Origin of the sequence: Niallia sp. FSL W8-0177 (genome assembly GCF_038006285.1) — a bacterium.
Taxonomy (GTDB): domain Bacteria; phylum Bacillota; class Bacilli; order Bacillales; family Cytobacillaceae; genus Niallia; species Niallia circulans_A.
On record NZ_JBBOUX010000001.1, the window covers coordinates 228,492 to 252,713 of the forward strand.

At 34.7% G+C, this 24,222-nt stretch carries 28 protein-coding genes and 2 pseudogenes; 20 read left to right on the plus strand and 10 right to left on the minus strand.

Going from position 1 to position 24,222, the window contains the following annotated elements; all coding sequences use genetic code 11:
- The first annotated feature begins 136 nt into the window (after positions 1-136).
- The 6 genes from NST77_RS01080 (at position 137) to NST77_RS01105 (ending at position 6,931) form a co-directional block, all read left to right on the plus strand.
- Positions 137-1,360 (plus strand): Bcr/CflA family multidrug efflux MFS transporter, encoded by a 1,224-nt coding sequence (locus tag NST77_RS01080; protein WP_095334152.1) that lies wholly within the window; start codon positions 137-139, stop codon positions 1,358-1,360.
- A gap of 133 nt (positions 1,361-1,493) precedes the next feature.
- Entirely contained in the window at positions 1,494-2,852 is a 1,359-nt protein-coding gene (locus tag NST77_RS01085; RefSeq protein WP_341122667.1) for an IS1182 family transposase, read from the plus strand.
- A 464-nt stretch (positions 2,853-3,316) separates the two neighbouring features.
- Positions 3,317-3,781, plus strand: a complete 465-nt coding sequence (locus NST77_RS01090) for a PTS sugar transporter subunit IIA (protein ID WP_061799987.1) — start codon at positions 3,317-3,319, stop codon at positions 3,779-3,781.
- Positions 3,778-5,199: a PTS fructose transporter subunit IIC gene (locus NST77_RS01095; protein WP_163188460.1), complete on the plus strand. Its 1,422-nt coding sequence runs from the start codon at positions 3,778-3,780 to the stop codon at positions 5,197-5,199. Before NST77_RS01090 ends, NST77_RS01095 begins: the two co-directional genes overlap by 4 nt.
- A 1-nt stretch (position 5,200) precedes the next feature.
- A complete protein-coding gene (locus NST77_RS01100; RefSeq protein WP_163188458.1) occupies positions 5,201-6,061 on the plus strand; it encodes a ketose-bisphosphate aldolase in 861 nt (286 codons plus the stop codon).
- A 96-nt stretch (positions 6,062-6,157) separates the two neighbouring features.
- Positions 6,158-6,931, plus strand: coding sequence for a DeoR/GlpR family DNA-binding transcription regulator (locus tag NST77_RS01105; RefSeq protein WP_095334146.1), 774 nt, complete (start codon positions 6,158-6,160; stop codon positions 6,929-6,931).
- Positions 6,932-7,093: 162 nt separating this feature from the next.
- Here NST77_RS01105 and NST77_RS01110 read toward each other — a convergent pair whose 3' ends face one another.
- The 4 genes from NST77_RS01110 to NST77_RS01125 all read right to left on the minus strand — a co-directional run bounded on the left by NST77_RS01110 (position 7,094) and on the right by NST77_RS01125 (position 11,032).
- Positions 7,094-7,855, minus strand: a complete 762-nt coding sequence (locus NST77_RS01110; RefSeq protein WP_095334144.1) for an SDR family oxidoreductase — start codon at positions 7,853-7,855, stop codon at positions 7,094-7,096.
- A 91-nt stretch (positions 7,856-7,946) separates the two neighbouring features.
- Positions 7,947-8,231: a MerR family transcriptional regulator gene (locus NST77_RS01115; protein WP_163188474.1), complete on the minus strand. Its 285-nt coding sequence runs from the start codon at positions 8,229-8,231 to the stop codon at positions 7,947-7,949.
- A 203-nt stretch (positions 8,232-8,434) separates the two neighbouring features.
- Positions 8,435-10,093 (minus strand): ABC transporter ATP-binding protein, encoded by a 1,659-nt coding sequence (locus NST77_RS01120; RefSeq protein ID WP_163188456.1) that lies wholly within the window; start codon positions 10,091-10,093, stop codon positions 8,435-8,437.
- Between the two features lie 57 nt (positions 10,094-10,150).
- A complete protein-coding gene (locus NST77_RS01125; RefSeq protein ID WP_095334138.1) occupies positions 10,151-11,032 on the minus strand; it encodes a radical SAM protein in 882 nt (293 codons plus the stop codon).
- A gap of 322 nt (positions 11,033-11,354) precedes the next feature.
- On the opposite strand from NST77_RS01125, the gene NST77_RS01130 reads away from it, so the two are divergent.
- The 3 genes from NST77_RS01130 (at position 11,355) to NST77_RS01140 (ending at position 14,386) form a co-directional block, all read left to right on the plus strand.
- Positions 11,355-12,110 carry a MurR/RpiR family transcriptional regulator gene (locus NST77_RS01130; protein WP_164463934.1) on the plus strand — a complete coding sequence of 252 codons (756 nt, stop codon included), beginning with the start codon at positions 11,355-11,357 and terminating at the stop codon, positions 12,108-12,110.
- 80 nt (positions 12,111-12,190) lie between these two features.
- Entirely contained in the window at positions 12,191-13,645 is a 1,455-nt protein-coding gene (locus NST77_RS01135; RefSeq protein ID WP_095334130.1) for a glycoside hydrolase family 1 protein, read from the plus strand.
- Between the two features lie 351 nt (positions 13,646-13,996).
- Entirely contained in the window at positions 13,997-14,386 is a 390-nt protein-coding gene (locus tag NST77_RS01140) for a hypothetical protein (protein WP_341122668.1), read from the plus strand.
- A 182-nt stretch (positions 14,387-14,568) separates the two neighbouring features.
- Here the strand turns inward: NST77_RS01140 and NST77_RS01145 are convergent, their stop codons facing one another.
- From NST77_RS01145 to NST77_RS01160, 4 genes are all read right to left on the minus strand, one after another.
- Complete coding sequence (locus NST77_RS01145) at positions 14,569-14,814, minus strand: indolepyruvate ferredoxin oxidoreductase subunit alpha (RefSeq protein WP_047943252.1); 246 nt, start codon at positions 14,812-14,814, stop codon at positions 14,569-14,571.
- A 31-nt stretch (positions 14,815-14,845) separates the two neighbouring features.
- Positions 14,846-15,262: a hypothetical protein gene (locus NST77_RS01150; RefSeq protein ID WP_123258999.1), complete on the minus strand. Its 417-nt coding sequence runs from the start codon at positions 15,260-15,262 to the stop codon at positions 14,846-14,848.
- Between the two features lie 151 nt (positions 15,263-15,413).
- Positions 15,414-15,578: a helix-turn-helix transcriptional regulator gene (locus NST77_RS01155; RefSeq protein ID WP_163188450.1), complete on the minus strand. Its 165-nt coding sequence runs from the start codon at positions 15,576-15,578 to the stop codon at positions 15,414-15,416.
- A gap of 307 nt (positions 15,579-15,885) precedes the next feature.
- Positions 15,886-16,521 (minus strand): pentapeptide repeat-containing protein, encoded by a 636-nt coding sequence (locus NST77_RS01160; protein WP_095334122.1) that lies wholly within the window; start codon positions 16,519-16,521, stop codon positions 15,886-15,888.
- Positions 16,522-16,722: 201 nt separating this feature from the next.
- On the opposite strand from NST77_RS01160, the pseudogene NST77_RS01165 reads away from it, so the two are divergent.
- Positions 16,723-16,983, plus strand: a pseudogene (locus NST77_RS01165) (ATP-binding cassette domain-containing protein); the annotation flags it as partial.
- 62 nt (positions 16,984-17,045) lie between these two features.
- The gene (locus NST77_RS01170; protein ID WP_172859182.1) at positions 17,046-17,588 is read left to right on the plus strand and encodes a sensor histidine kinase; all 543 of its coding nucleotides are present in this window, start codon (positions 17,046-17,048) and stop codon (positions 17,586-17,588) included.
- Positions 17,589-17,727: 139 nt separating this feature from the next.
- On the opposite strand, the gene NST77_RS01175 is transcribed toward NST77_RS01170, so the two are convergent.
- Positions 17,728-17,988, minus strand: a complete 261-nt coding sequence (locus NST77_RS01175) for a DUF4190 domain-containing protein (protein ID WP_095334118.1) — start codon at positions 17,986-17,988, stop codon at positions 17,728-17,730.
- 292 nt (positions 17,989-18,280) lie between these two features.
- On the opposite strand from NST77_RS01175, the gene NST77_RS01180 reads away from it, so the two are divergent.
- The 8 genes from NST77_RS01180 (at position 18,281) to wrbA (ending at position 23,748) form a co-directional block, all read left to right on the plus strand.
- Positions 18,281-18,412: a YuzL family protein gene (locus NST77_RS01180; protein ID WP_341122670.1), complete on the plus strand. Its 132-nt coding sequence runs from the start codon at positions 18,281-18,283 to the stop codon at positions 18,410-18,412.
- Between the two features lie 152 nt (positions 18,413-18,564).
- Positions 18,565-18,942 (plus strand): DUF5412 domain-containing protein, encoded by a 378-nt coding sequence (locus NST77_RS01185; RefSeq protein ID WP_123259006.1) that lies wholly within the window; start codon positions 18,565-18,567, stop codon positions 18,940-18,942.
- Positions 18,943-19,207: 265 nt separating this feature from the next.
- Complete coding sequence (locus tag NST77_RS01190; protein ID WP_047945040.1) at positions 19,208-19,663, plus strand: MarR family winged helix-turn-helix transcriptional regulator; 456 nt, start codon at positions 19,208-19,210, stop codon at positions 19,661-19,663.
- Positions 19,664-19,810: 147 nt separating this feature from the next.
- Positions 19,811-20,749, plus strand: coding sequence for a ring-cleaving dioxygenase (locus tag NST77_RS01195; protein WP_163188443.1), 939 nt, complete (start codon positions 19,811-19,813; stop codon positions 20,747-20,749).
- An 18-nt stretch (positions 20,750-20,767) separates the two neighbouring features.
- Positions 20,768-21,379 (plus strand): flavin reductase family protein, encoded by a 612-nt coding sequence (locus tag NST77_RS01200; RefSeq protein ID WP_341122671.1) that lies wholly within the window; start codon positions 20,768-20,770, stop codon positions 21,377-21,379.
- Between the two features lie 23 nt (positions 21,380-21,402).
- The gene (locus NST77_RS01205) at positions 21,403-22,284 is read left to right on the plus strand and encodes a ring-cleaving dioxygenase (RefSeq protein WP_445668900.1); all 882 of its coding nucleotides are present in this window, start codon (positions 21,403-21,405) and stop codon (positions 22,282-22,284) included.
- 62 nt (positions 22,285-22,346) lie between these two features.
- Entirely contained in the window at positions 22,347-22,958 is a 612-nt protein-coding gene (locus NST77_RS01210; RefSeq protein ID WP_095334107.1) for an alpha/beta hydrolase, read from the plus strand.
- A gap of 178 nt (positions 22,959-23,136) precedes the next feature.
- Positions 23,137-23,748 carry an NAD(P)H:quinone oxidoreductase gene (gene wrbA, locus NST77_RS01215; protein WP_095334135.1) on the plus strand — a complete coding sequence of 204 codons (612 nt, stop codon included), beginning with the start codon at positions 23,137-23,139 and terminating at the stop codon, positions 23,746-23,748.
- Here the strand turns inward: wrbA and NST77_RS01220 are convergent.
- On the minus strand, positions 23,729-24,037 hold the full coding sequence (locus NST77_RS01220) for a DMT family transporter (protein WP_341122672.1): 309 nt from the start codon (positions 24,035-24,037) through the stop codon (positions 23,729-23,731). The two genes, wrbA and NST77_RS01220, sit on opposite strands and share 20 nt — an antisense overlap.
- 13 nt (positions 24,038-24,050) lie before the next feature.
- On the opposite strand from NST77_RS01220, the pseudogene NST77_RS25930 reads away from it, so the two are divergent.
- Positions 24,051-24,176, plus strand: a pseudogene (locus NST77_RS25930) (TrmB family transcriptional regulator); the annotation flags it as partial.
- Positions 24,177-24,222 lie beyond the last annotated feature (46 nt).

Here is a 24,222-nt window from a genome sequence, read left to right on the forward strand (position 1 = left end):
AGTGAGCTTAATTAGTGAAATATTCCATGTTTCATAATACAATATTTAAGTATGCTTCCTTCTTTGAAAGAAGCATTTTTTTCAGGTCATTATTCAAATAAATAATAAATATTTCATATTGAAAGGCGATGAAAAGTTGAATTCATTAACCAAAACGAAACGATTACAAATTGCTTTTCTATTGGGATCTCTTTCCCTATTAGGTCCATTTACAATAGACACATATCTGCCGGCATTTCCAACTATTGTAGAGCAGTTTCATACGAATGCATCCTTAGTTCAAGTTAGTTTGACAACATGCTTGTTAGGGCTTGCTTTCGGGCAGTTAATTATTGGACCAATGAGTGATGTCCAAGGACGTCGCAAACCGTTGCTTACATTTCTTGGCTTATATTTACTATCTTCGTTAATATGTGCAATCGCACCAAATATTTATATGCTGATAGGTGCTCGCTTTATCCAAGGCTTTGCAGCAGCAGGAGGTCTTGTTATTTCAAGAGCAGTCGTTCGTGATCTTTACAGTGGAAGAGAGCTGACGAAGTTTTTCGCAACATTAATGTTAATCGGAAACCTCGGTCCAATTGTGGCACCAATTATAGGCGGAGCTATTCTTTCTTTCGCGAGTTGGAAAGTAGTTTTTCTTGTATTAACCTGTGTTGGAATTATTTTGACTTTAGTCGTTGCTTTTAAATTGGAAGAAACATTACCAGTGGAAAAACGTGTACCAAGCAATATTAAAAAAGTAGTCTCGAATTTCGGTTCTTTACTGAAAGACCGTGAATTTGCCGGCTATGCCTTTACACAAGGTTTCACAACGGCAGGAATCTTTGCCTATGTTTCTGGTATTTCTTTTGTCTACCAAAATATTTATGGCGTTTCCCCACAAGTATTTAGTTTATTGTTTGGAGTAAACGGGGTTGGCTTAATTATCGGAACGCAAATTGTTGGACGATTATCGAGATTTTCAGAGAAAACATTCTTGAAGAGTGGTTTAGCTCTATCCATGTCCGCATCGATTTTATTAGTAATTGCTATTTTAGTGCATGCACCATTAGTGGCGGTAGCGATCCCTATTTTTCTTTTCGTTACCTCTATTAGTATTATTGGAACCTCGTCTTTTTCATTGGCAATGGAAACAAAAGGGCATATGGCGGGAAGTGCATCTGCATTACTAGGACTATTACCTTTCTTATTAGGCTCTTTAACAGCACCACTAGTAGGAATCGGCGGAGAACATACCGCTGTGCCGATGGGAGTTATTATTTTCGCATCAAGCTTACTAGCATTTTTGTCTTACTATATATTGGTTCGTAAATCAGCGGTAAAGATGAATACACCTAAGCATATTACGCATAATTAATATGTTTTCATAAAAAAGGCACCTTCAAATAGAAGGTGCCTCAGACTGTAGACAAACTCGATAAAATCGAGTTTGCATACAGTCTTTTTTTATTTAAAATATTTATTAATAGAAATTTTAGAGGTGATGGATAATGATGACAAGAAACAATAATACTGAAAGAGATCAGTTAGAAGTTATCGCAATTGACCAATTAGTACCACAAGATCATTTTGTGCGTAAAATTGAATCTGCTATTGATTTCTCCTTCATTTATCCATTGGTTGAAAAACTCTATTCAACACTAGGTCGTCCGAGTATTGATCCTGTTGTATTGATTAAAATGACATTTATTCAATATGTATTTGGTATTCGTTCTATGAGGCAAACCATTAAAGAAATTGAAACAAACGTGGCATATCGCTGGTTCTTGGGATTCGGTTTTTATACAGAAGTTCCTCATTTCTCTACCTTTGGTAAGAATTATGAGCGTCGTTTTAAAGAAACGGATTTATTTGAACAAATCTTTTATCGGATTCTAAAAGAGATTACAGATAAAGGTTTATTGAGCGCAGATCATGTATTTATTGATTCAACTCATGTTAAAGCTAGTGCTAATAAACGTAAATTTGAAAAGAAAACAGTGAGAAAAGAAACTCGAGCTTATGAAGCGAAACTTCAGGCTGAATTAAATCAAGACCGTATTGATAACGGAAAGAAGCCTTTTCCACCTGAAAAGTTTGAAAAGGAAGAGATAAAGGAAATTAAGGAAAGTACTACTGACCCTGAAAGTGGGTACTACGTAAAAGATGAAAGAACAAAACAGTTTGCTTATTCTTTTCATGCTGCTACTGACCGAAATGGTTTTGTGTTAGGATCCATTGTAACGCCTGGAAACATTCATGATAGTCATATACTTCAACCATTAGTAGAAAAAATAATGGATAAAGTAAAGAAACCTTTAGCTATTGCTGCTGACGCGGCCTATAAGACTCCTGCGATTTGTAATTTTCTAATAGAGAATGGCATCACTCCTGCACTTCCTTATACTCGACCAAAAACAAAGGAAGGGTTTATCCGTAAACATGAATACGTTTATGATGAGCACTATAATTGCTATATCTGTCCGCAAGGAGAGATATTATCATACACAACAACCACGAAGGAAGGATATCGGCAGTACAAATCCAATCCCTTGAAGTGTTCAAAGTGTCCTTTACTAAAACAGTGTACTCAGAGTCAAAATCATCAAAAGTTAATCCAACGCCATATCTGGGAAGACTATTTAGAAGAAGCCGAACACCTTCGTCATAAACAAGAAGTAAAAGAAATATATGCACGTCGAAAAGAATCCATTGAACGAGTCTTTGCAGATGCAAAAGAAAAGCATGGTATGCGATGGACAACCCTACGGGGACTTAAAAAATTGTCCATGCAGGCGATGCTAACTTTTGCTGCAATAAATCTTAAGAAATTAGCCAATTGGACTTGGGGAAGTCCAAAAATGGCATAAAAAATATGAATAATAGGCAATTTATACTTATTTTTAAGATAGATTCTAAGAAGAAAATCAAAAATTAAAAAGGCATTTGGGAAATATAGCTTTCCCAAATGCCTTTTGTCTTCAATCTGAGGCACCTTCAAATAGAAGGTGCCTTTTTTATGTGCAGTGAATGAGATGAAGCAGTGACAATTGTATCGGAATTTCTTGATTGCTGTTTTCCGTTTTAAATAAGTTTCATCACACCATTAGCAAGGCACGATTTTATTGTTTATTTAGATTCGTTAATAAAAAAATGTAGTGAGTACATGATCATCGTGAAGAAAAAATGAACGAAAAAAATCATTTAAATGACTATTTTCTATATAAAAAAGCCATAATGTCAACTTTCGTTCATTTCATTGAACTAATTGGTGCATGGTGATAGAATCATCTCTGAAAGGTAAGCGCTTACCTATAGCGAAGGAGGAGGGACAATGGATATCTCATCCATGATAGATACGAATTGTATTTTGTTTGATTCGACGATTCAATTGAAAAAGGATTTGTTTTCCCGTCTAGCTACTATTCTTGAAAAAAGTGGTTATATATCAAGTAAGAAACGTTTTATAAAAGATTTAGAAAAAAGAGAGAAGGAGTCTCCAACTGGAATGGAAGATGGATTTGGCATACCGCATGCAAAAAGTAAAACAGTAAAAAGTCCTGTGATCGTTTTCGCTCATACAGGAAAAATAGTAGATTATATTGCGCTAGATGGTTCACAAGTTGATTGTGTTTTTATGTTAGCGGTGCCTGAAAAAGCAAGTGATATTCATTTAGATATACTTAGCTATTTAGCAAGGCAACTAATGAATGATGACTTTAAATTAGAATTAAAACAAGCAAGCAATGCAAGTGATATACAAAGCTTATTAATGAATAAAGGAGGGAGCTCATTATGAAAATTGTTGGCATCACATCTTGTCCAACTGGAATTGCCCATACCTATATGGCTGCAGAAAAACTGCAAAGAACTGCATTAGAAAAAGGTTATGCAACGAAATTCGAGACACAAGGTGTAAAGACAGAGAATGTGCTTTCGGCCGCTGAAATAGAAGAGGCAGATGTAGTAATACTTGCTATTGATAAGATAGTAGAATTGGATCGATTTGTTGGAAAAAAAGTAAAAAAAGTTTCTACAGCAAGAGCTATTAAGGAACCTCATCTTGTTATTGAAGAAGCTATTAATGGAAAGGGAACTTATATTCATCAACAAGAAAGTAACCAGAATGCCTCACAGAATTTCCAGAATAAGAAGAGTGTGTATAACCATTTCATGAATGGTGTTAACTATATGCTTCCCTTTGTAATTGCTGGAGGAATTCTAATAGCAATAAGCTTTGCTTTTGGTATTGAAGCATCGGATCCTAACAGTGACCAATACAATGTAATGGCTGGTGCTTTGTCCAAAATAGGTGGCGATACTGCTTTTGCACTCATGGTCCCAGCCTTAGCTGCAGGAATCGCAGTTTCATTTGCAGGAAGAGCAGGATTTGCACCAGGATTAGTAGCGGGTACATTAGCATCAGCTGGAGGTTCGGGTTTTTTAGGTGGAATGATTGGCGGAATATTAGCGGGATATATTACGGATAAAATAGCAAATAAAATCCATGTAAAAAAATCGTTTCAGGCTATCTATCAGCTCATTGTTGTACCACTAGTAGCAATTACTGTTGTCGGTCTATCTATGGTGTTTTTAATTGATACGCCTATTTCTTGGTTATTAAATACATTAACTAACTTTTTAAATGGATTAGGAGAAACTTCAGGACTTGTGTTTGGATTATTAATAGGATTAATGATGGCTGCAGATATGGGAGGCCCAATTAATAAATCAATTTCCACTTTTTCTATTGGATTAATGTCTGCAGGTGTAAATGCTCCAATTGCTGCATGTATGATAGCAGGAATGACACCACCACTTGGATTAGCACTTGCTACTATATTATTTAAACAAAAGTTTAATGAGGAAGAAAGAACTTCTGGTAAGTCCTGTTGGATTTTAGGTTCTTCTTATATTACAGAAGGAGCAATTCCCTTTGCAGTCGCTGATCCCATCAGGGTGATTCCTAGTCTAATGGCTGGATCTGCTGTGGCTGCCTCTATTTCAATGGCTTCAGGAGTGACGTCAATGGCACCACATGGTGGAGTATGGGTTATGTTTATTCCAAACGTCATTAACAATCTACCAATGTATCTTCTTGCATTAGTAGCAGGTACAGTTGTTACAGCTGTCACGGTAGGATTACTAAAAAAAACACCAATTAAAAAGGAACAAGAACTATCTAGTGAGTTGGAAAACAAAGAAGGGATTGCATAATATGTTATATACAATGAGAGATTTACTAAAAGTGGCGAAAGAAAATCAGTTTGCGGTACCAGCGTTTAATATTTGTAGTTTCGATATGTTGAAATCTATTATGGAAGAAGTAGAAGTCCAGAATGCCCCAGTAATTATTGAAATTCATCCAGATGAGATCGCTTATTTAGGAGACCGGTTTATTGCTGCTGTTCGAGAATATGCATTATATAGTAAAGTTCCTGTTGTAATCCATATGGATCATGGAGGAAGTATAGATGATGTGATGCGAGCTATCAGAAATGGATATACGTCTGTAATGATTGATGCTTCATTATCTGATTACGAAGAAAATGTGAAGATAACAAGAGCTGTGGTAGAATTGGCGCATAAGGTGAATGTTTCAGTTGAAGCAGAGTTAGGAACGATTGGAAATAATGGGTCCTATGAAGGTGGATCAAATAAAATTATCTATACTGAACCAGATCAAGCGGTTGATTTTGTTAAACGAACAGGTATTGATACTTTAGCTGTTGCAATTGGAACCGCCCATGGACTTTATCCAAAAGACGTTATTCCAAAACTCAACATTCCATTATTAAAAGAATTAAATGAACGAATAGATATTCCGTTTGTGTTACACGGTGGTTCAGGCAACCCTGATTCTGAAGTCATTGAATCGATTAAATATGGAGTAGGGAAGGTAAATTTATCTTCTGATTTAAAGAGCGTGTTTTTTCATGAGGTTCATCAAGTTTTAGCAGATAATCCAGGCATGTATGAACCAAATCAAGTGTATATTCGTCCGAATGAAAAGGTAAAGGAAGTTGTACGTCATAAATTAAATATCTTGAACACTGTAAATAAGGCTGATTTGTATTAAATGTCATTAATTGGTGTGGACGATTATGTCCATGCCTTTCATGCATTTTAACTAGATTCATAGTAAAACATAGGGGTATTGAAAGGAGGGATATGAATGACAACATCCATACAAAAGGAAAGACAAGATAAAATTGTTAATCATTTAAAAGTAGAAAATTTTATGAAAACTACTGATTTGGTTGAGTTATTAAATTATAGTGAGGCAACGATAAAGCGTGATTTAATAGAATTGGAAAATCAAGGATTAATTCGTAGAACTCGTGGCGGCGCCGTGATTATTGACCGCCGAAAGATAGATATTCCTTATTTAATGAAAGTTGATAAGTTTAATGATGATAAAGAGAAAGAAAGAATGGCAAAATTGGCAAAGGAATTGATTCAAAATGATATGAATCTATTTATTGATTCAAGCAGTACAGCATTACATTTGGTTCATCAATTAAACAAGTTTGAAGGCTTACAAGTGATTACAAATGGAGTTATTACAGCTAGTTTATTATCAGAGTACACATCAGCAAAAGTGAATATTCTAGGAGGTTCGATTGTTCCTAAGCGGTTTACAGTTAATGGGTCTAAGGCATATCATGATGCCCTAACTTATAATGTTGATCTGGCATTTGTTTCTTGTCGTGGCTTTGATTTTTCTGTAGGTGCAACAGAAACAACAGAGGGAGAAGCATTAATTAAGCAGTCATTCAGAAAAGGTGCAAAAGAAGTTGTTCTGATGGTAACACATGATAAATTGAATCAGAAATACTTACATCAAAGCTTAAATTGCTCCGATATTAATTATATGATTGTAGACAAACCCTTATCAAAAATAGAACTAGAGGGTTTACAAAAACATAAAATATCCGTTTTATATTAAATAAGAAAAGTCTCTTGTTGTAGAAAAACTATAAAAGATGAAACACAATAGGAAGAGAAAATAAAGTTACTCAAGTAAACATTGGTTGATCGGAATAGAGGATTTAACTAGATAGACAAAAAACTCACCAAGATTATGGTGAGCTTTTTGTCCAACTCATTCTTACTCAATCATCTTCTTCATCGCCTCATACATATTCTCCACATGCTTATCCACTTCATCACGAGACATCCGCAAACGATCTACGGAGCTGCCATAGCCAATTTCTAGCTTTCCTTCTTTTAACCCTTGAAATATTCCATCGGCAAACTCGTTTAATGGCTCTCCTGCTGTATGTAACCCGGCACCGCCTAAATCTGTATTTACAGCTGGAGGGGCAACTTCAATTACTTCTATAGAAGTGTCGGAAAGCTGATGTCTTAAGCTGACAGTGAATGAATGCATGGCTGCTTTGGTTGCTGAATAAATGGGTGCAATAACCATCGGCGTAAAGGCTAAGCCTGATGTTACGTTAATGATGGCCGCATTTTCTTTTTCTGAAAAATAAGGTGCAAATAGCATAGACATTTGAATAGCAGCTTCCATATTGATTGTAATTTCTTTGTTGAAATAGCTCCAATCATTCTTCGCGTCCGCTTTTAGCACATTAAACCGTTGTTGAATACCTGCGTTGTTTACTAATACATTCACTTCTGGATAGTGCGCTGTTACCCACTCAAATAATTTAACACGTTCAGCTTCTACAGAGAGATCGCTCACATATGTAATCAAGCTAGGATATTTTTCTTTTGCCTGTTGAAGTGCTTCTTCCCTGCGGCCACAAACAACCACCGTATTTCCTGCGTCGATGAATCGTTCTGCAAAAGCTAAGCCAATTCCGGCATTTCCGCCTGTAATAAGAATGGTGTTATTAGAGAGCTTCATTGGGATTCCTCTTTTCCAATTATTTTATATTCTATTTAATTACTTCCTATATTCTTTCCGCGATCTTTTCAAGTATCGTGAAATTTTCTCATCACTTCCTTTTAGGGACTTCCTTCATTAACGAGATTTCAGCGATTACATCTTGTTTGTGATTTTCCATCATGGCAAGGCGCAGCTGGATGGTGCTGTCTCCTTCGATAATCCAATCAATATATTGTTTAATTCTTGTTATAGATATATGCGTATTTTTTAAACAAATAATGGTTCGGAATGGTGCCATCTGTTTTTCGGAAAATAATCGCCTTTCAGCTTCATCGCGTTCTAGCAATGGAAGTAATCCATGTGTTTTATAATATCTTATCGTTGATTCAGGAATATTAAATTTAGCTGATGCATCACTGTTATTTCATTCGGAGATCTCCAATCATTGTCGACAAGATTAGTATACGGCTTAAACTATGGTTTAAGTCAAGCAGGATGATGAAAGGGCTCTCAAATCAATAAAAAAAAGAGCAAATTATTATTGCCCTTTCTCTTTTCCTTAATTAAATAAATATTTATTTCTGATTTTCTTCCTAATCATGCTAAGAAATGCACATAGGAATGTGGTCTGTGCATAAGTTGTTCGAATGAGCCGAATTCTACTATATTCCCATCTATCAAAACAATAAGTTCGTCATAAACAGATAAATTTTCTTTTTCAAAATGATGAGAAACAGAAACAACAGTTAGTTCTTTATCTAGTAAGACTATTTGTTCAATTTCCTTAGCAGTTTCCCTATCTAAAGAGGATGTTGCTTCATCCATAAGGAGAATTTCACGATTTCTTAGAAATGCTCGTGCTATTTCGATACGCTGTCTCTGTCCCCCAGACAAATTCTTTCCGTCTTCTCCAACTTTATAATCTAGCCCTTTATCAAAAATTACTTCAGTTAGTCCAGCCCGAGAACAGGCATTTATAATATCTGCTTCACTGTAATTTTCTCCGAGTATTATATTATTTCGAAGCGTATCATCAAATAAGAACGGTTTTTGATTAATCATGGATATTGTTTTATAAAAAGAAATTGCATCAACATCTAGAAAGTTTACGCCATCAAGTTTTATAGTACCTTGATAATTTTGAATTCTCTTTTGAAGTATTTTCAATAAGGTACTTTTTCCTGAACCTGAAGGACCGGTAATAAGAATTTTTTTTCCTTTTTTTATTTCAAGGTTTAAATCTGAAAGAATCATTTTATCTCCTATTTTGTATGTGAGATTCTCACATGTTAATGCATCTTTAAAAGAGATTGCTTGATGATTAGCAGGTATATCGGGTGTGCTTTTAATAAAGTTTTGAATTCTATCACGAATTTTTTTGGTAGTTAATATCTTATTATACTCTTCCAATGAATCAAGCGCTGGAGCAATAATAGTATTAGAAAGCTGAATAATTGCTAGAACTGTTCCAATAGTAATAACCCCTCGAGTGGCAAGGATTATTCCATATAGATTAACAAAGAAAAAACCACAAAGCCCAAAAAAACCTACAATATTATCTGAAAGTACACGCCAATTATTTAATGTCGCAAAACTTCTTTCAACAGTAGAATTATATGTAATATGATCATCAATCATTCGCTTTTCCATACCATATCCTCGAATAGTGTCTATACCTGTAAAAGCATCCTTTACCTTTCCAGTATAAATTTCATTTTTATTTGTCCAGTCTTCTGTTTGATTAACAATCCTTTTTTTAAATAATTGTGGGATAAGACTAGGAATAATAAACACTACTATTAATAGAATAGCCATCGTACTATTAAGAAAGAAAATAGCACTAATAGATATGAAAAAAATTATTAGGTTTAGAATAATTTTTAATAAGGAGTCATAATAGTTGGTTTGAATTAATTTTAAATCATTTAATAAGAATGAAACATAAGATGCAGTATTCTTCTCTTGAAGTAAATTATCTGAATAAATAAAAATTTTAAAAATTTTTTGTTTTAAGGCTGAAATCTTCATAAAAATTATCTGATGTACAGTAAAGTTATATAATGTTTGACTAATCATAATTAAGAAATAACCGCCAATAGTAAAGATAATTAAATTTACAAGAGGAAGTTTATTTGCGGCTTCAAAATAATCGAAAACTTCTTTAAAAACAAATGCTTTAAAGGTATTTTCAAATGCTGCAAATGGTAGCAAAAAGATAAAAATAATTAACCATTTTTTATTTATATTTTTAGACAAGTAGTCACCTTCTTTTAAGTTGATTCTTTACAAAAGAATTTTGGTGTTAAAGGAAAATTAAATAATATTATGAATTCTATCTAATTTAGAAACGATATCCTCTATTCTATCATGGTGTTTTGCGATTAAATCGAAAACAATTTTTGTTTCTTTCCTTTTACTCTTACAACTAATCTCTTGATATGGATTTTCATTAGTTCTTTTACATAAGACACATCTGAAGCGAGCAATACATAACTCACACTCTTTTCGTACTTTCGTTTTGGAATGAAATATTTCAGGATAACTCATAATTTTTTTCCAGACATAATTTATATCTTCGTTAACTATATTGGTGATTTTTTCAGAGGTATTAACAAATAAATGGCATGGCCAAATGTTTCCATTTGGATCGATAGATAGTAACTCCAAACCAGCTTCACAAAAGTGAAACCAATCTATTTCTTTCGAAAAGAAATAAGATAATATATCAGAAGTGTTAGTTCTCATAAAATAAGATTGTTCATTTAGAAACTCTTCAAAGTCTTCTTCAATTTCTTCTCTAACTATATTATAAACATAATTAGACGTTCCTACTTCCCATACATCATTAACTGCTATATTTGGTATACCAAAGTCACGATAGATTTGTTTAGCAATTTCTTTTTTTGAATAAAGCTTATTAGTAGAAGGAGAATAAGTTGCTTGAATGGAAAGAATTTTATCAGGATTTGTCATTTGGATTTTTTTTACATTATCTAGTATTCTTTCATACGTTGGATTATTTTTAATATCTCTTCTATACTTATCATGAATTTCTTTTGGTCCATCTATACTTACAGTAACTTTAAAATTATACTTTAAGATTAAATTCATAATAGTTGGATTTAATAAATTTGTGCCATTAGTCTGCATCATAAAAGTTAGATGAGGATATTTCTCACAGAAATATTTAATCATCTTAGGCTAAAACATTGTGAGGGAATCTTCAAAAAGGCCAATAAATTTAACCGCAATTAATTCCATTACAGTTTTTAGAACGAGTAGGTATCTCAAAGTTTTTTTTCTTCATTTGAATTTCCTCCTTTCTAGTATATTAATGCAAATATAGAATAATTAGAAAAAAAAGTAAATAATAGAAAAAGAATATTCATAAAATATACAGAAAATAAATTATTTTGAATTTTTATTGAAAGGTGGGAATCTAACATTTACTCATCATTCTTTCAAATTCCTAACCATTCCTACAATAATATGATACGATCATCATGAGGTGGAAATTTTGGAACAATTAATTTATACCCTTTTAGCGTACATAAATAATTCTTTAGAAAAAGATATTAACTATTCCATCGCCAATAGTTTCCTGGAAAATATTCATCATATAGAAGGCTATTCTTTAGAAATGGCTGCGGAAGTATGTAATGTTGCCCCATCTACAATTAATCGTTTCTGTAAGCGAATTGGCTTCCGTAACTTTTCGAATCTCCGCAGTAGTGTTGCTTATCATGGGGGAATGTATGAGGAAAGGGAAAAGAGCTTAACTACAGAAACATTTGAATTAAAACTAAAGGAAAATATCGAGATAATGGAAAGAATTTCCAGAGTACAACTAGACCGTATCATAAAAAAGATTCATGAGTCTAAAAGAATTGTCATATTAGGATTTGAAAAACATCAAATTCAAGCGATGGAGCTTCAAAAGCAATTATTTCTGCTCGGAAAGCTATGTGAATGCAATACGAATTTTTTTAAACAATTGGAAACAGTCTCTCATTTGACAGAAGAAGATATGATTATTACCATTTCCATTGAAGGAAACATCCTGACAGAAGCGTTAGCAATCAAAGAAAAAATTAAGGCAGCAAGCGGGAAGAAATTGCTAATTACTTTTTCAGATTCCGAGAAGCACGAACATATATTTGATGAGATTTTACAATGTGGAAAAATTGATAATAGTGCTGTGAGTAGTTATACCTTATTACGTTTGTTTGATATTCTCATCTATCACTATCAAAAACGATATCCTTCTTTTTAACTGGTCTGAAAGAGACCAGTTTTTTCTTTTTTGTAAGCGTATCATTATAGGTAGAGATTAGAAAAGGGAGGAAACATATAATGAAGAAAAACGGATTTCCTGAAGGCTTTTTATGGGGGGGAGCTACAGCTGCCAATCAATTAGAAGGTGCGTATAATGAAGGCGGGAAAGGATTATCGATCTTTGATATGGTCACATTCGTTCCAAAGGAAGAACGTGGCGATGATATCGAGATGGATGTGAAGAGCAAAGCGGAATTAGAAGCACTATTAGCTGGCAAAGGCGGAGACAATTTTCCGAAACGTCGCGGGATTGATTTTTATCATCGCTATAAAGAAGACATTGCTCTTTTTGCAGAGATGGGCTTCAAAACATTCCGTCTGTCTATTTCTTGGCCGCGTATTTTCCCGAATGGGGATGACTTGGTGCCAAATGAAGAGGGCTTAGCTTTTTATGATCGAGTATTTGATGAGTTGGCTAAATATGGAATTGAGCCGTTGGTGACGCTATCCCATTATGAAATTCCACTGAACCTTGTCCAAAAATATAATGGCTGGGTAGATAGACGATTAGTAGATTTCTTTGTTCATTATGCTGAAACTGTCTTTAACCGCTATAAGGACAAGGTGAAGTATTGGTTAACGTTTAATGAAATTAATATCTCAACCCTATCCCCTTACATTGGTAGTGGAATTTTAATTGATGAGGTAGAGAATAAAGAACAAGCTATTTATCAAGCTTTACATCATCAATTTGTGGCAAGCTCTAGAGCAGTGAAGGCATGTCATGAGATTATTCCTGATGCACAGATTGGCTGTATGCTGGCACGTATGGAAGTATATCCGGAAACATGTAATCCAGATGATGTATTAGCAGCATTAGAAGAGGATCAGAAGAATTTATTTTTCACAGATGTTCAAGTGCGCGGTTATTATCCAAGCTTTATGCTGAACTACTTTGAGGAAAATAATATTCAGATTGAAATGCTTCCAGGGGATGAAGAGCTGCTTTTACAGCATACTGTTGATTTCCTATCTTTTAGCTATTATATGTCTATGGTTGCAAGTGGAGCACCAGATAAGAAAAAAGAAAAAGGAAACTTCTTCTCTGGAGTGAAAAATCCATACTTAGAATCATCCGATTGGGGCTGGCAAATCGACCCGAAAGGATTGCGTATTACGCTAAAGAAAATGTATGATCGATATCAAGTACCTTTATTTATCGTTGAAAATGGATTAGGTGCACATGATAAAGTAGAAGAAGATGGCTCTATTAATGATGATTATCGTATTGAATATATGCGGGCACATATCGAGCAGATGAAAGAAGCAATTAAAGAAGGTGTAGACTTAATTGGCTACACAAGCTGGGGGTGTATTGATCTTATTTCTGCCAGCACCTCTGAAATGTCTAAACGATATGGCTTTATCTATGTAGACCAAGATGATTATGGAAATGGAACATTGAAAAGAACGAAGAAAAAATCATTTGATTGGTACAAAAATGTCATTGCGACAAATGGCGAAGAATTATAATCTTTGCTTAGATAAAAAGTGCTGTCCCTTTTGGGCTTCAGCACTTTTTTTATAGACTATTTTAGAAAAAGTAGAGCAATCCGATTTTTGAAAATGATAGATTTTTTAGAATTAATAAACAAATCATAATATATTGATATAATGAAAACTATATGTTAAAATGTTCCAGTCAAGCATCTTCATTAGTGGAGTTTAGAATTTATTATGGTTAAATACTGAATAATATTCTAATTTTTCTAATAATACATAACAGTAGGGTAACATATGTTGACCAAGTGTTTAGATAGGCTACATAATACTTACGGTTTATAAAATAGTAATTATATTATATGCATATAAGGAGAGATTCAGATGAAATATCTTTCTCTATTTATGGTCGCGTTCCTATTCTTGCTTGCAGGATGCGGGAATTCAGCCGAAGAGAAAAAAGAGGAACCAGTGAAAAAAGAAACGAATGTAGACCAAGAAACAAAAGCAAAAGAATTAACAGATGAAGATAAGAAATTTATTGCTCTGTTGGAAAAAGGCGAATATCAACAGATAGTTGATGAAACAATCCATCTTGCTAGTGATGCCCAAGTCAATTTTTACTTTTTAGCCAATGCTTTTAAAGCAGTTCCTGATTATTCATTAAGTAAAACATATTTGAAAAAAGCGAAGTATATTCCAGCGGAAATTGAAGATAAAGTAAATAAATTAAAAAAAGATATAGATGCTAACGTGGAGAAAGAGGGAGCTTAAGCTCTTTAATATCGTTAGATAGGTGCTTGACCACTAATTAAGATGTAAGGAAGAACCTTGTCAGAAGATTTCTGGCAAGGTTTTTCATACTTTGAAAAGGATAGCATAAGGCAACCAATCAATACTATCCCTAAACGAAAAAAAGAAAAACAAATCAACTAAAAAAGTTGATTTGTTTTTCCTTATCCTTCATATGATTTGTAAAAATCGATAGCCTTCTGGATATAAGGCTGTTCTTCTGGTGGTACCTCTTCTTCATGATAAATGGCGGAAACTGGACATACTGCTTCACATGCACCACAGTCAATACAAATATCGGGATCAATATAGAATTGATCTTCTCCCTTTGCGATACAATCAACAGGACAAACATCTACACAATCTCCTGCTTGTTCATGCATACATGGTGAAGTTATAACGAAAGGCATGGAATCTCCCCTCCCCTTTACTTAAATAATATTAAGATCTAATGTTTAGTAGTACTTCATTCATTCGATTTATATTTTCGCGGATTTTTACAGCACTTAAGTAATCAATTTTATCATGATAACTTTCAGGCTGTTCTCTTTGCTCATCAATGGACATATGCTGATATTCATCAATGCCCCCTGTTGATGCTTGATAGTCCTCCATTAAGCTAGCTTCCAATTGTTGAACCATATTGTTTATTCTATCAAGACTTTGTGTCATTGAGCTGGCTGTGTTGATGATTTCTTCGTTTGATTTTGGAAAGTTATCCATTTTGTTCTTCTGTTCTTGTAAATCATTCTTCACTTGCTGAAGCAAAGGATCTTTGTCAGCATCTACTTTCATATGATCAAGTATTTGTAACGTGTCGCCTATCAATATTTGCAATCTCTTGGAGGCGTTTTCCATGGAAATCCCACCTTTAAGCATTGTATCTATAAAATGGACATAATATCGGCTTTCTATACATCTTACGAGAGTTCTCGCTATTTTCTAGGCGAAATGTGAGTAATCTTTTTTTATGGCGATGAAAGAATCGCAAATTATTGTAACCCACAGTTTATGGCATTTTGCCAATCGGCAGCTGCCGATTTTTTAACTGACAACACGCCTGTGATATTTGATACTGCGTCAAGTATTCGGTAAAGGTCATATTTGTTATATGAACAAACAGCTTGGAAAGATAAGCATAATCATATTGGAGATGCTTTGCTACGACTTTCAATGTGCAATCCTGACTGTAGTGGCTGTCTACATATGAAAAACTTTCATTTATATTGAGTATGCAACAGGCATTAAATTTGTGTTCTCTACTAAATTACCACATATATCATAAAGAAAACTTTTATGGCGATAAATAGACAAATTGGGTGTCACCTTTAAATAAATCCCTTAGAACCTTTTGAAAGAGGAGAAGATATCTTTCAACATTAGTATGTTAAAAAAGGAAAGATTATATGAAGTTTTGGGGATAAACAGTAAAAGCTCTAGCAAACCGAAATAGGACGGTTTGCTAGAACTTTTTTATGCAATCAATCAACAATCTCCAAGCCTAATAAAGCAGAAAATTGGATGGCTTGATAGGTAGAAACCTTACACCCTTTTAAATCTGGTGGAGATACAAGCAATGATTGGAAGGTAGAGGTACTAATATCAACACCGTTAAGGGAAGTTCTTTCAAAATTTGCTCCGTCCATTGTACATTTCTTAAATTCGATCTTTTTAAAGAGACAATCATAAAAATCAGCAGATTCAACAGGCGAGTCTTGGAATCTAACTTTCTCTAATTTGGAGCTTCCAAAAGCGGCTAGTCTCAATAAGGAATCAGTAAACTGCACATTTCTTAAACGGGAGTCTGTAAAATCTACCCCTAATAATTTGCAGTTAGTAAATTGGCATTTGTGAATGGAAGAACTAGTGAGCTTCGCATTAGAGAAATCACAGCTTTCAAAAATAACGTCTGTTAATTCCATGCCGGAAAAATCAGTATGCATAAACTTACAATTCTTCAGCACCATTTTCGATAACCGTACTTTATTTAATACTTCTTCTTCAAACATGGAGTGATGAACTTCGCATCCTTCTAACTCTAATTCTTCCTCGTACAATATATCGTGAAAATTCTTTGATGGTAGGTTCGCAGGTATCTTTGGTTCTTCTATTTTCATCTATACTACTCCTTTTCTGTTGCCTTCCTGTGTGATAACTACTATATGAAAAAATAACTTTAATTTAAAGACTGTATTTTTTGTTCTATTTATGTGCAGGTAGAAAATTATAGATTTTTAAGGTTCAGTTAAGGTATGGAAAACGAACAGTTAAGATAGAGCGGCTAGAATAATGGAAGAAAAGAAATGGAGGAGAAAGTCATGTCAGATTATATTATTGAAACAAGCAATTTAACGAAGAAATTTGGAAAGTTTTTAGCGGTTGATCAGGTGAATCTATTAGTACCAAAGGGAGGGATTTATGGATTTCTCGGTCCAAACGGTGCTGGAAAGTCGACGACGATTCGAATGCTGCTCGGACTTATTAAAGAAACAGAAGGAGAGGTGAAGGTATTTAATAAGTCGATAAAGGATGACCGCATCGCTATTCTAAGCCGCATTGGCTCCATGGTAGAAACTCCATTAAAGGTTATTCGGAACTGCTGCAAGACTACGAGCTAGATGCTAATGAAAAGAATCGATATGTGGATATTATCCTGAATAAATCAGTCTATATTGAGCATTTAATCGATGATTTGAATCTAACCTATAAATTAAAAAGCAATGTCTTTCTTTTGAAAAAGGCAGAAGCAAATTTGGTGGATATCATAAGGGAGTCCGTTATCCAAATTTTGAATCACCCTTTATACGAGGAAACCAATCTTGATTTTTCAACAGAAACCGAGCAAATTTTATTTAACTGCGATAAAACCTTGATACAACGTGCATTAATGAATTTAATCTATAATGCCATCGTTCATAATCCACCCGATACCTTTATTCAAGTATTTATTGGTCAAGAAAAAGAAACGATTAAAGTATGGATAGAGGATAATGGCAATGGCATTGAAGAAGGAGAACTAGAGGATTTATTTTCTCGCTACTATCGCGGAACAAATACAGGAGAAGCACATAAAGGAAGTGGCTTAGGATTAGCTATTGCTAAGCAGATTGTCGAAGCACATGGCGGAAAGATATTTGTAGATAGCAAGTTAGGGGAAGGAACAAGAATTACGCTTATTTTCTAGAAATATATTTTTAAATAATATAAATGGCAGAATGCTTTTAAAAGTTGTCAGTAATATTGTAGGTACTATCCGAAGCAACAACAATATGATTTTCTAAAAAGGCTCTCCATAAAGGGGGAGCCTCACAAAAACATATAGTTTATCCAAAAGTAGCTAGTGATAAAAACGCAATAATCCCTAACAGTACTAATAGTTGGAGGATTATTCCAACTATGCCCCATATTAAACCTGCTGTCGCAAAGCCTCTCCCATTTTCGTCCGTTTTATTGATTTCATTTACTGCTTTTCTTGAAAAAATAATGCTGATAATTCCTAAAATAAGACCAATGAAGGGAATTAATACCGATAAAATACCCAATGTTACCGATATGATTGAATTAGTGTTTGTCTGATTGTTCATGACAGTCGTTTCTCCTTTCTTTTTTTTGCATACCTTCCAGCTCAAACTGCAGAAAATCTGTCAGCTAAGGATGGGATGTACACTTGAAGGTCGATAAATATAACTAACCATTAGTGGTTATAAGGGCATCACTAATAGAAGTTTTTTCTATACTGCGGTTGTTTGCTTTATCCTTATATAAAGTAATACGAATAACAGCATCTAAAGTTACAATGTATGTTTTTCATTCTTTATACAACGATTCACATAACTTCATTTATTCATGGAACACTAATCTGTGGAGGTGAAGAGAATGACAAACAGAAAAGCTGATCCATCGACAATTGGTTTAGGCTCTAGCCAGCAAGAAGGTCAAGGAACAACTTCAAAGGAAACAGGAAAAACAAAGGAAGATTCTTCTAGAAAGAAACAAAAACGTTCTTAATACTTAATACAACGACTAAAGCAGGTGGAGGAAATGCCACCTGTATTTTATTGGATCTTGATGGAAGAAGGGTTTTATAAATCTCTATATAATTAATAATATATAATAAGGAAAGAATATTTAGATTATTTTAAATGTGGGGGGGAAATCATTTGAATACTTATCTAAGCAAAAGAAATAAAGGCTTTCTGTTTATTATCAGTGTTATTCTTTTTATTGGGATTATTGGCTATGGAGTATACTGGGCTTTTTATGATATGAATCGATTGCCAAAAGGAGAATATATTACAGAAGAAACTTCACCAGACGGGGCCTATACCTTAAAAGCTTATCGGACAAATGGTGGTGCAACTACTTCATATGCAATCCGCGGGGAACTTGTCTTTAATAAAAAGGGTAAGAAAAAGAACGTTTATTGGAATGAAGGGGAAGAAACAGCAAAAATTGTATGGAGCGATAAACATACAGTAGTAGTGAATGGGCATTCTCTTCATGTTCCAACAGATAAATTTGATTATCGAAATCAGTAAGGAGAACTTTAAGGAAGTGCCTCCTACTACTGCAAATTTGTTTTTGAAAACTGACCAAGTTAATTTTTACGACTCACTTCCTTATGATAGATCTAAAGATGGGTTTACTAATAAAGGCGGAAATTACTCGCTATGGGGAAATTCTGTTCTTTTACATACGGACAATATAACGTGAATGTGATTGTTTAAATAATACTAGTTGACATGTACAAATAAAGTATTATATAATTATCTCGAATTCAAGATAATTGAAAGGAAGATTATCATGGATAATAAGGAAGTAAGTAAATATGAAGAAGATTTATCATTAAAGGTATTCGTTGTGTTGTCGAGAGCATTGCAATCGATAAAGAAACGTGTAGAAGAAGATATAAAATGTCTCGGTTTAAACCCTACAGAATTTTCTGTGCTGGAATTGATTTATAGCAAAGGGGATCAGCCAATTCAAAAGATTGGTGAAAAAGTTTTGATTGCAAGCAGCAGCATTACCTATGTAGTAGATAAATTAGAGAATAAAAAATTAATCAGAAGAAAACCTTGTCCAAAAGACCGCCGCATAACCTATGTGGTGATAACAGAAGAGGGAACCGAGCTTATGGACAAAGTCTTTCCAAAGCATAGAGCAGCCATGAACGAGATATGTGGCGGGTTAGACAATAAAGAAAAAGAAATACTGATTGAACAGCTCAAAAAATTAGGGCTTCATGCACAAGAGATGTGATTATTTTTGAGGTTATATCTCGAATTAATAATATTTTAATTCGTAGTAATGAGCGAAAATAGAGAATTTCTATAAATGATTTTTCTACTTATATCAAATAGTAACTAAATAAAGCTTGCTAGAAAATTGGAATAGGAGTGAACGGCAATGACGAAGAGCACAAGTGGAATTCACCATATTACGGCAATCGTAGGCCACCCGCAAGAGAATGTTGACTTTTATGCAGGTGTATTGGGATTGCGTTTAGTGAAACAGACGGTCAATTTTGATGATCCAGGGACATATCATTTATATTTTGGAGATGAAGGCGGCAATCCAGGCACGATTATTACTTTCTTTCCATGGGCAGGAGCGCGTCAAGGAGTGATTGGAGACGGGCAAGTCGGTGTAACGTCTTATGTTGTGCCTATAGGAGCTCTTTCATTTTGGGAAAAAAGGTTAGCAAAATTTAATATTTCTTTCACAAAAACAGAGCGTTTTGGAGAGGAATACTTAGCTTTTTCTGATCCCCATGGCTTACTGCTAGAAATAGTAGAAAGAGCAGAAGGGAAAAATAATAGCTGGCAGTTTGGTGAAGTGACACCTGAAAATGCTATTAAAGGATTTGGCGGTGCAACGCTTTTATCGAAACAACCTGCACAAACAGCAGAACTTTTAGAAAAAGTGATGGGATTTAAAAAAGTTGGCGAAGAAGGAGAATATGTACGTTTCCGTTCCTTTAGCGATATTGGAAATGTCATCGATTTAAAATTAACTACAGGCAGAAGTGGGGAAATGGGTGTTGGAACTGTTCATCATATTGCTTTTAGAGCAGTGGATGATCTTGACCAATTAGACTGGCAGAAACACGTCTCGCAAAATGGATACCATGTAACAGCTGTTAAGGATCGAAATTATTTTAATGCCATTTATTTTAGAGAGCATGGTGAAATACTCTTTGAAATTGCGACAGATCCGCCAGGATTTGCAATTGATGAATCTAAAGAAACACTAGGAGAGACATTAATGCTGCCAAGTCAATATGAACAATATAGAGAACAGCTTAATAGCAGATTAATACCAATTGATGTTAGAAATCTCGACTAATTTGTAAAGGATGATTTGATGCATTCCATTGATCCGAAAACCATTTCAGAAAGAGAGAATTATAAATTTCTAATTGGAAGCATAATTCCTAGACCTATTGCCTTTGTTACTAGCTTGTCGGAAGAGGGTGTCTTAAATGGGGCTCCTTTCAGCTACTTTAATATTGTATCATCTAATCCGCCAATGATATCGTTATCCATTCAGCGTTCCAATGGGAAACCAAAAGATACGGCAAGGAACATTTTAAACAAAAAGGAATTTGTCATTCATATTGTAGATGAACAAAATGTTGATAAAATTAATCAAACGGCAGCAAGTCTTGCATCAAGTGAAAGTGAGATTGAATTAGCAGGATTAACACCGATAGATAGCAGCGCCATCTCTGTACCGGGTATAAAGGAAGCTAAGATTCGTATGGAATGTGTATTGGAACATTCATTAGAGTTGGGAGGTACCGAGGCACTTCCTGGATGTGATTTTCTAATTGGAAGAGTGGTTCATTATCACATTGAGCCTACCCTGTATGAAAATGGCAGAATTGATCCAAGAGGGTTAGCAGCTGTCAGCAGATTAGCAGGAAATGACTATGCAAAAATTGGTGACATGTTTACAAAAGTAAGACCACAATAGTTCCATGAAATGGAGAGGATAAGATGCAAAAAACAGCAGGAATTCATCATATTTCAGCAATGGTAAATGATGCACAAAGAAATATTGATTTTTATGCAGGTGTCCTTGGTCTACGATTGGTAAAAAAGACAATTAATTTTGATCGCCCAGAAGTGTATCATCTCTATTTTGGGAATGAAACAGGGGAACCAGGAACAATTATTACTTTCTTTCCATGGGAAAAACAGCTGAAAGGTAGAATTGGCCAAGGGCAAGTTGGTGTAACGAGCTATGTTATTCCACATGGTAGCAGTGCATTTTGGAAAAATCGTCTTCTTTCCTATGGTGTAGAAGTGGAAAATGCTTCGAGATTTAACGAAAAATATTTGCAATTTGTCGATCCAGATGGTCTGCAAATCGAATTAGTGGAACGAAACGAAGGACCATTAAGTAATTGGCAGCTAGGTTCAATCCATCCTGATGTTGCTATTAAAGGTTTTGGCGGAGCAACATTACTTTCGGCACAACCGAACAAAACAGCAGAGGTATTAGAACATATATTGGGTCTTAAATGTGTAGGAGAAGATGCAGGGTATTTGCGTTTCATCGCCGATGCACAGATAGGAAATGTGATAGATATCAAATTGACCCCGTCTGTTCGTGGGCTCATGGGAGCAGGAACTGTCCACCATATTGCTTGGCGGGCAAAAGATGAGACAGAGCTTCAGCAATGGAGAACGCTGCTACAAGAAAAAGGGTATTATCCAACGGAAGTGAAAGATCGAAACTATTTTAAAGCCTTATATTTTCATGAAGAAGGCGGCATTCTTTTTGAGCTAGCTACTGATGGACCTGGATTTACGGTGGATCAGCCAGTAGAACAATTGGGAGAGAAGCTAATGCTCCCTGATTGGTTAGAAGAATAGCGTGATGAGTTAACAGCTGCTTTACCTAAAGTAGAGATTAGAATCTTAGAGGAGGAGAAGGGATGAAACATATTTTCAATAAGGGAAAAGATCCGAAGAAGCCCACGTTATTGATGTTACACGGAACAGGCGGAACAGAGTTAGATTTATTGCCACTAGCAGGGATGATCGATGATGAAGCTTCTGTGCTAAGTGTCCGCGGGAATATTTTAGAAAACGGCATGCCGCGTTTCTTTAAGCGTTTAGCAGAAGGTGTATTTGATGAAGAAGATTTAATTTTTCGTACAAAGGAATTAAATGAATTTCTGGATGAAGCAGCCCAAAAATATGAATTTGATAGAGACAATATCGTAGCAATTGGCTATTCTAATGGTGCCAATATTGCTGCAAGCTTATTATTCCACTATCAGGATGCATTAAAAGCAGCTATTCTACATCATCCAATGGTACCGAGAAGAGGAATTACGCTCCCTGATTTAACCGGAAAAGGAGTATTTATTACTGCAGGAACCAATGATCCGATTTGTTCAAAAGAAGAATCAAATGAACTACAATCAATGCTTGTTAATGCTAATGCGAATGTCGAAATGCATTGGGAAAACAGAGGCCATCAGCTAACAGCTGAGGAAGTAGAAGCAGCTGCTAAATGGTATTCAGCTTTAACAAATAGTTAATTATTTATAAGAGAAAAAGTAATCATAAATTTCCACAATTGGGGAATAAGAAGAACAGCTAACATTGAAAAGACTATTTCAGTGGAGGTGATTCTTATAAGATCAATAAAAAATTAAAGCAGGTGTACTTATGGGATTTTTAAACAAATTATTTGGAAAATCAAAGGAGATGGAAAACATGGCAAATGTTAAAGTAGCAGTAATTTTTTATAGTATGGGTGGAACAAACTATCAATTAGCACAATGGGCAGCAGAAGGAGCAAAAGAAGCTGGCGCAGAAGTGAAAGTAGTAAAAGTACAAGAATTAGCGCCACAATCTGTTATTGACAGCAATGAAGCTTGGAAAGCAACAGTGGATGCAACAAAAGATGTACCAGTTGCATCATCGGAAGATATTGAATGGGCAGATGCGATTATTTTCAGTGTTCCAACACGTTTTGGTACAATGCCTTCTCAAATGAAGCAATTCATTGATTTACAAGGCGGTCTATGGGCAAACGGAAAAACAGTTAACAAAGTAGTAAGTGCTATGACTTCAGCACAAAATCCACATGGTGGACAAGAAGCAACATTATTATCTTTATACACTTCTATGATGCATTGGGGCGCTATTATTGCTACACCAGGATACACAGATCCAGTTCTATTCGGAGCAGGTGGAAACCCTTATGGTACAAGTGTAACAGTTGGACAAGATGGAAAAATGATCGAAGACGTTCAAGGTGCAGTTAAACATCAAGCGAAACGTACTGTTACCGTTGCAGAGTGGGTTAAAAAAGGAAATCAATAATTTGTAAACATAGGAAAACCAGGAGTAGATAGCTTCTGGTTTTTTGTATGCTGCTATTCCAAAGAGGCTTCCGGTGGCAGGACATGAGGTAATTCCTTTTTTGAATGGAGCTTAAAATAACACCGATAATGACACTTGCTCCGCCAATGATCTGGGTCAATGTAACGGTTTCCTCTAGAAGAAAAATGAAAAAGACTATCCCAAGTACAGGAACAAGATTCATTAAGGAAACGGAAGCACTTGCAGACAGCTTTTTTAATCCATAATTATATAAAAGAAAGGCAGCCACAGAGCAGCCAATGCTAATGATCCATGATTTATACTTAATGGAAATATTGGAGAAACATCGTGATATATTAGAAGACTCATTTGGAAAGAATCTGATTGATTTGCGAAGAAAATTCTCTATCTATCCTGATTTCAAAAAGCAAGGATACCTTTACTCCTATGGTGAAGGTATCTTTTTATTTTTAA

Bases quoted from the DNA above. Each gene is read 5' to 3' on its own strand.
- NST77_RS01110 (WP_095334144.1), bottom strand. From the start codon at position 7,855: ATGAAGCTCTCTAATAACACCATTCTTATTACAGGCGGAAATGCCGGA.
- NST77_RS01195 (WP_163188443.1), top strand. From the start codon at position 19,811: ATGACGAAGAGCACAAGTGGAATTCACCATATTACGGCAATCGTAGGC.
- NST77_RS01205 (WP_445668900.1), top strand. From the start codon at position 21,403: ATGCAAAAAACAGCAGGAATTCATCATATTTCAGCAATGGTAAATGAT.
- NST77_RS01210 (WP_095334107.1), top strand. From the start codon at position 22,347: ATGAAACATATTTTCAATAAGGGAAAAGATCCGAAGAAGCCCACGTTA.
- NST77_RS01150 (WP_123258999.1), bottom strand. From the start codon at position 15,262: ATGGAAAACGCCTCCAAGAGATTGCAAATATTGATAGGCGACACGTTA.
- NST77_RS01085 (WP_341122667.1), top strand. From the start codon at position 1,494: ATGATGACAAGAAACAATAATACTGAAAGAGATCAGTTAGAAGTTATC.
- NST77_RS01200 (WP_341122671.1), top strand. From the start codon at position 20,768: ATGCATTCCATTGATCCGAAAACCATTTCAGAAAGAGAGAATTATAAA.
- NST77_RS01100 (WP_163188458.1), top strand. From the start codon at position 5,201: ATGTTATATACAATGAGAGATTTACTAAAAGTGGCGAAAGAAAATCAG.
- NST77_RS01145 (WP_047943252.1), bottom strand. From the start codon at position 14,814: ATGCCTTTCGTTATAACTTCACCATGTATGCATGAACAAGCAGGAGAT.
- NST77_RS01135 (WP_095334130.1), top strand. From the start codon at position 12,191: ATGAAGAAAAACGGATTTCCTGAAGGCTTTTTATGGGGGGGAGCTACA.
- NST77_RS01125 (WP_095334138.1), bottom strand. From the start codon at position 11,032: ATGATTAAATATTTCTGTGAGAAATATCCTCATCTAACTTTTATGATG.
- NST77_RS01190 (WP_047945040.1), top strand. From the start codon at position 19,208: ATGGATAATAAGGAAGTAAGTAAATATGAAGAAGATTTATCATTAAAG.
- NST77_RS01095 (WP_163188460.1), top strand. From the start codon at position 3,778: ATGAAAATTGTTGGCATCACATCTTGTCCAACTGGAATTGCCCATACC.
- NST77_RS01160 (WP_095334122.1), bottom strand. From the start codon at position 16,521: ATGAAAATAGAAGAACCAAAGATACCTGCGAACCTACCATCAAAGAAT.
- NST77_RS01090 (WP_061799987.1), top strand. From the start codon at position 3,317: ATGGATATCTCATCCATGATAGATACGAATTGTATTTTGTTTGATTCG.
- NST77_RS01140 (WP_341122668.1), top strand. From the start codon at position 13,997: ATGAAATATCTTTCTCTATTTATGGTCGCGTTCCTATTCTTGCTTGCA.
- NST77_RS01175 (WP_095334118.1), bottom strand. From the start codon at position 17,988: ATGAACAATCAGACAAACACTAATTCAATCATATCGGTAACATTGGGT.
- NST77_RS01180 (WP_341122670.1), top strand. From the start codon at position 18,281: ATGACAAACAGAAAAGCTGATCCATCGACAATTGGTTTAGGCTCTAGC.
- NST77_RS01105 (WP_095334146.1), top strand. From the start codon at position 6,158: ATGACAACATCCATACAAAAGGAAAGACAAGATAAAATTGTTAATCAT.
- wrbA (WP_095334135.1), top strand. From the start codon at position 23,137: ATGGCAAATGTTAAAGTAGCAGTAATTTTTTATAGTATGGGTGGAACA.